This window comes from Daejeonella sp. (assembly GCF_049655485.1).
Taxonomy (GTDB): domain Bacteria; phylum Bacteroidota; class Bacteroidia; order Sphingobacteriales; family Sphingobacteriaceae; genus Daejeonella.
Map to the genome: position 1 here is coordinate 1 of NZ_JBASJU010000097.1, position 6,408 is coordinate 6,408.

4 protein-coding genes are annotated in these 6,408 nt (G+C 42.6%); 3 read left to right on the top strand and 1 reads right to left on the bottom strand.

Translation table 11 applies throughout. The features are described 5' to 3' along the window. The first annotated feature begins 240 nt into the window (after positions 1-240). The 3 genes from WBJ10_RS03950 to WBJ10_RS03960 are packed head-to-tail and all read left to right on the top strand — an operon-like array spanning position 241 to position 4,154. Positions 241-1,407 carry an FIST signal transduction protein gene (locus tag WBJ10_RS03950; RefSeq protein WP_424288252.1) on the top strand — a complete coding sequence of 389 codons (1,167 nt, stop codon included), beginning with the start codon at positions 241-243 and terminating at the stop codon, positions 1,405-1,407. Further along, the gene (locus WBJ10_RS03955; protein WP_424288253.1) at positions 1,407-2,657 is read left to right on the top strand and encodes a sensor histidine kinase; all 1,251 of its coding nucleotides are present in this window, start codon (positions 1,407-1,409) and stop codon (positions 2,655-2,657) included. The genes WBJ10_RS03950 and WBJ10_RS03955 overlap by 1 nt, the downstream gene beginning before the upstream one ends. 15 nt (positions 2,658-2,672) lie before the next feature. Continuing rightward, complete coding sequence (locus WBJ10_RS03960; RefSeq protein ID WP_424288254.1) at positions 2,673-4,154, top strand: PAS domain S-box protein; 1,482 nt, start codon at positions 2,673-2,675, stop codon at positions 4,152-4,154. A gap of 83 nt (positions 4,155-4,237) precedes the next feature. Here the strand turns inward: WBJ10_RS03960 and WBJ10_RS03965 are convergent. Beyond that, positions 4,238-6,408: DUF7133 domain-containing protein (locus WBJ10_RS03965; RefSeq protein ID WP_424288255.1), on the bottom strand; the 2,171-nt coding region annotated here is incomplete at its 5' end.

Consider the following 6,408-nt stretch of genomic DNA (forward strand, 5'->3'; position numbering starts at 1 on the left):
ACTAAGGATCAGGCAATGCAGATTGGGGAGTTGATTGAGGAGGCGTTGATGTAAACGTGGCACACACTCAAATCCTCCTTCAACCTGGATTTACGGAAAAACAAGTAAATCCGATACATCATTTGTAACTATGAGTTTCAAAAAATATAACCAAGGTTAATCCTGACGGATTATATTTGTGAGCTCTCGTAACAAAGCGTGGTTCGTTTTGTTAAATTTTTTATATCTACAACGAAACGTATGACACAATCAGCAGTAGTTTTTACTGAAGAACAGAATGGCAGAAATGCGGGCCGGGAATTGGCAAATAAAATTGTAGAGAAATTAGGTGAAAAGATTCCTAACGCGGTAATAGTTTTTGCCTCGTCCGTGTATGATTATCCAAGTCTTCTGGAATCCCTGAATGAAGGTTGCCGTCCCCAATTGATAGTGGGCAGTTCGTCGGCAGGAGAGTTTACTTCAAACGACCGGGCAACAGACTCGGCATGTGCGGTTGCTTTTTATTCTGATGAATTAAAGTTTTCTGCTTGCCTTGCTGAGGGTATAAAGAAGGACAGAGTAGCTGTTGTAGAAAAGTTGAATTCAGCACTGACACATGATTCGGATTATCAGTACCAGTATTATTCTGCCATGATTTTTGCCGACGCATTATCCGGATACACAGATGAAATTGTCGAATTACTGACTGAGAAAACGATGGGTAAATATCAATTTTTCGGAGGCGGCGCAGGTGATAATGCCAATTTCCAGCGTACCCACGTTTTTTACGGAACGGGAGCTTTTACCGATGCTGCCGTTATCCTTGAGATATTATCGAATAAACCAATTGGAGTGGGAGCAGCTCACGGCTGGAAACCTGTGGGAACGAAAATGCGCGTTACGCAAGTCGAAGGCATGCATCTTATTAGTTTAAATGCACGCCCCGCTGTCGAATTATTTACGGAACATGCTGCGAACACCGGACAAACTTTTGACCTTGAGCAGCCTATTCCGTTTTTTTTACATAATATTTTAGGGATAGAAGTTGCGGGTGATTTTAAGTTAAGGGTGCCACTTTCCATACTAGAAGATGGCTCCCTTGCTATGGCCAGTACTATCCCGGAAGGGGCTTATGTTAGCTTTATGGTTACCGATAACGATTGTTCTGAAAAGGCGGCAACTACAGCCGCTATTAATGCCCTAAAACAGATTGGTGATCACAAGCCAAATGTCGCATTGTTTTTTGATTGTGTAGCAACCAGACTTAGAATGGGGAAAGAGTTTGATCTCGAACTGGGTCAAATTTCAAAAACGCTTCAAGGTACTGATTATGCTGGATGTAATACATATGGACAAATAGCCCGTGTAGAAGGACAATTTAGTGGCTTTCAAAATTGCACGGCCGTGGTTTGCGTAATTCCCGAATAATGTTGCTAAATCTTATTGGTGAGTTACATAACAAAGTAAATCGTTTTCAGGCCGCCTGCCGGTTAGCCGGATATTTCGACTGTTCTCATCTAATTATATTTATCCAGGATCCGGAAATCCCACAACTACTCCCTGCACCGGGATTTCCTCAAACGCTCCCGAATTGGATAGGATGGAATAATTTTTTGAAAGAATGCTTGAAAAAAAGCTTTCATTCAGGCACCCTGGCATTTCAAGATTTTAAGCACCCACTTTTGGCATCAGGCATTTCGGGTTCGGACGGTAGTGTGGTGGTTTTATTGGGTGGCACCCTTAAAGAAGATGCCCTCGCGCCACTGCGAGACATTCTCCCGATTTTCACAGAGCTATTTAAATTGGAACAGGCAGCCATTACTTCAGAAATCAGGGTTAACCTGGCACAAAAATCAGCGGAAAAAGCCGAAAAATTGGCGCGAACTATTGAGCTGATGCGAATGCAGTTAATGGAAGCACTGGGAAGAAAAGAAAAACATAAAAGAGAGATTGAAGAATTAATGAAAAAGAAGGATGAATTTATGAATGTCGCTAGCCATGAACTCAAGACCCCAATTACAAACATGAAAGGATACCTTCAAATTCTTAAAAAAGCGATCATGAAAGAAAATGGATCCTCCGTTGATCTTTTAGATAAAGCAGATAACCAGGTTAATAAGCTCACCGGACTGGTAAATGATCTGCTCGACGTGACGAAAATTCAGGCCGGTCAGATGATTTATCATTTCTCCGACCTTGACATCTCTACGGTGTTAACTGATGTGGTTTCACAGTCGCAGTTTGCTTTACATACGCATAAAATCACTATTGAGAATAACCCCGCTATTATAGTACGGGGTGAAAAGAGCCGCTTAGAGCAAGTACTAACTAATTTACTTTCTAATGCTGTAAAGTATTCTCCGAATAACGATATAATCATACTCAATACCGTTTTGATTGGCGATGTTGTAAGAATTTCAGTAAAAGATTTTGGCATCGGAATTCCCGCTGAGAATCAAAAACATATATTTAACAAGTTCTATCGGGGCAAGGAATCGTCCCAACAATTTTCGGGTTTAGGACTGGGGTTGTATATTTCTTCTGAGATAATTCGACGTCACGGCGGAACAATCGGTGTTAGTAGTGACACTGGCGGCTCGGAATTTTATTTTTTCCTTCCTGTGGCTACCAAAAATGGATTACCCATGAATAATGAAGAGGAAGCGTTAGGGAATTAATAACAGTACAAACCTATGCAAATACCCGACATATATTTTAGTGATCTTTTTGATAACACGAGTGATCTTATTCAATACGTAAGTGAAGACGGGGCAATCGAGAATGTAAATCCCGCGTGGCTTTTAACACTTGGTTATAGATTTGATGAAGTAAAAGGCAGATCCATTTATGATTTTGTAGCCGAGGAGGAACGATCCGAATTCCGGGCATATCGGGAAACTACTCTCGTGAAGCAAGTCAATGACGATATACAAGTTACATTCCTTGCTAGAAATGGGACACCGGTTATTTTACAAGGTCATTTAAGGGCTTTTTATCGGGGAGGCACTGTGCTTCACACACGTGGGGTTTTCAGAGATGTTACTGCTAAAATAGAAGCTGAGAAACTCCAACAGGAATATTTTTCGAGGATAGCTGAATTTTTAGCTAATGCGCCTGATGCCGTTGTAATTATAGATGAGACCCAAAACGTTATCGAATGGAATCAAAAGGCCACGGATATTTTTGGATACACTGCCGCCGAAGTTCTTAATCAGCCCTTAACAGATTTAATTATCCCCGTCCAATTCCGTGAAGCGCACACTAAGGGTATGACCCACTTTCTTAATACAGGGCACGGCCCGGTTTTGAATTCTACGATCGAAGTCCCGGCAATCGATAAGAACTTAAGGGAATTCCCTGTAAGTTTGAGCATTTCAGCTGTAAAGATTAATACGAAATGGTTTTTCATTGCATTTATCAATGATATATCAGACAGGAAACAGAAAGAGAGGGCTTTAATAGAAAAGCAAATGGAACTTGAACGAAGTCAGTTAGATAGTCACAGAAATAAAGAGTTTTTGAGTTTCGCTAGCCATGAATTAAAAACACCGCTAACATCTCTAAAGGCCTATCTCCAACTAGCTTTAAAAAGTTTTGATCAGCAACCAAAAAAACAAACCCTTGCCTTTTTAAATAAAGCCGAAGAGGTTTCAGACAAGCTGGCAAAATTGATTTTAAATCTCCTGGATATTTCAAAAATTCAAGCCGGGAAATTAGCATTGCAAAAACAACAGGTAGAGATTACAGACATTGTAAGGGAAATAACAGACGCAAATCAACTACTTTACTCCTCTCATCAACTTAAATTTTCATTCACCGAACCTATTTGCGTAGAGATTGACAAGGAAAGAATTGAACAAGTAATTGTCAACGTTATCAGTAATGCCGTAAAATATTCACCAAACGCTAAGCTCGTTGAATTAAGTGTAGAGAAAAAGAAACGGCATGTTCAAATCGCCGTCAAAGACTATGGAATAGGTATCAATGAAGAAAACCAAAGTAAAATCTTTGACAAGTTTTACCGAGTAGAGGAATTGACAAGCAAAAAGGTCTCCGGACTGGGGATTGGTCTTTTTATTTCCTCCGAAATAATTAGACAGCATGAAGGTAATATTTGGGTCGAAAATAATGAAGAAGGGGGAGCTACTTTTTACATCACGCTTCCTTTCCGTTAGAAGACTATAATCTGCCGTGGGGAATTAAACGAAAACCAGCCGTCGCTGTCGCTCCGGTCTTAATAAAATCTTCTTTTCATAATTTACTTTTGTTGTGATAAATAATTCACCAACGACGCAAACTCCTCAAACGACAAGGCATTCGCCAAACCCTCTGGCATCATGGAATTCTCCATTTCTTTACGATTCACAATTTCGTCCGTTTTAACTGTACGAACACCCCCGCCTATATCCCTTAAAGTTATTGATTGTGCCGACTGAGCCGTTACGAATCCCATAAAGCTTCTTTTAGCTTTGGTTGTTATAAGCACAGTTGCAAAACCCTGTGAGATCGAGGCATTAGGTTTCAGAATCGACTCAGCAATTTGCTCGTCGTTCATGATGGAACCGATTTGTCCCATATAAGGGCCTTTCAAAGGTTCTGATTGGCTAGTACTGTGGCATGCATTGCATCCCTGTCTCAAAAAGACGGCTTTTCCCAAATCTACATTACCTTTTATTTCCCTTAGTGCCAGCATGACATCCTCAATAGAGGAGTTACCTATCTGGCCTTTTTTCATCTTGATCGCTTCCAGATCGAATTTTTCTTCAACAGAGGCTACCGTTTCCTGGCTGCCGAATTCACTGATTCCCATTTGGTGTTTATCGTTCAGGCGAGTGAAGAACAGCTTTTCGGAATCACTTGCTTTAGCCCATTCCTTCACTAATGCTTGTCTGATTTGCGGAGAGGATTCCCATTCCACTGTATTGTAATAAGGTCCGTGACCGTCTGGGCGGGTACTCCACCAGTATTCTCCCTGGTAAGGTGCTTCCTTTTTGTATAAACGCGACAGGGTACTCAGGATTTCTTTTTTAAGCGCCGCATTGCCAGCATTGTTGTACGCTGTGATCAAACCCTCAACAGCTTTCGGGCTGTGCATATATCGCAAAGTCCATAAGGCCATGGTAGAATTCTTGCTGCCAATGGCTTTTACCGCTTCGTCAACGGCATTTAAACCCACAAGAGATCGGACGGCGAGATGAGCATTGATCAATGAAGAGTTGGGTGTAGCATGAGGGCCTTCTGTATTTGCGGCCGGGGCCTTGAATGATGGAGGTACGCTCACACTGAGTAAGGCATCTATGGCTTCTTTGCGACCCAGGCGACCGAGGGATATGATCGCTGTGGCCCGAACGCGTTCAGACCTGTCATTTAAAGCATCTAAAAAAGGCTTCGTGGGTACTTTCTCTACACATCCCTTTCGATCAGTAACAGCCCGAAGTGCAAACTCTCTTACATTATCATCGGCTGTTAACTGGAGCAGGTTGTTAGTGGCTTTCTCCCCTTCGGATTGTGCATAGGTAAAAATACCGGCGACTCTGACATCCAATGGCAGGCTTTTGTCGGCTGCTATAGCCCAGGCTGTTCTAGAAACATTTTTCGCGGGCCGGCTTAGCAGTTCCTGCTGCGCATTTAAACGTGCAACGGCATTAGGAGATTTTAATAAGTCAGCAAGTTCCCTGATAGATGCTTTCTTTAGATTCGGGAAGGCTTTAAATTTCCAGTCCTTGGGTATAGCTCTTACAATAAAGCCTTTGTCAGGACTTCCTGAATATCCCGCGCCATCCCATGCGGATAAGTAAAGGCGGCCTGAGCCATCAACATCCAGATCAGTGATTTGTGCTAATTTGATAAAGTCTTCATCCTTCTGCTGAAAGCTCGCTCCGTCGGGTGTTACGCGGTGAATGGATAACATGCTGGTACCCCAGTCGGCCATCATAGGCACCTTATTATATTTTGCAGGCCAGCTGGCATCATCCATGAACAAAGCCCCGGTGCCGGATCCACCTCCCAAGTCTGCGAGTGCAGGCAGAATCTCTTCGGTAAAGTTTTTGAACAGGAGCGGGTATCCGTATTCAGCTGTTTGTATCTGATGGCTGAAACGAATATTCCATCCTCCCCCATCATTCGTGTTATCACGAGTAAAAACATTCATGTAGGGATCAATAGCCACATCATAGATATTGCGTAATCCATGGGTGTATACCTCCATTTCGGTTCCGTCGGGCCTTACCCTTACGATCCCGCCGCCAAGCATCGTTAATTTGGTCCCGGAGCGGTCTACTGCATTATGGAAACCAAAATCACCAACGGCAATATAGATCCAGCCATCAATACCCATCCGGATGCCATTGGTAGCATGATCGGTACCACGGCTTTGCAGGAATTTGGGTGAAGAGATATTCTGAATCAGCGGCTTAGCGGGACCGTCGG

Excerpts from the sequence above, each read along its gene's own strand:
- WBJ10_RS03950 (WP_424288252.1), top strand. The coding sequence starts at position 241 with ATGACACAATCAGCAGTAGTTTTTACTGAAGAACAGAATGGCAGAAAT.
- WBJ10_RS03955 (WP_424288253.1), top strand. The coding sequence starts at position 1,407 with ATGTTGCTAAATCTTATTGGTGAGTTACATAACAAAGTAAATCGTTTT.
- WBJ10_RS03960 (WP_424288254.1), top strand. The coding sequence starts at position 2,673 with ATGCAAATACCCGACATATATTTTAGTGATCTTTTTGATAACACGAGT.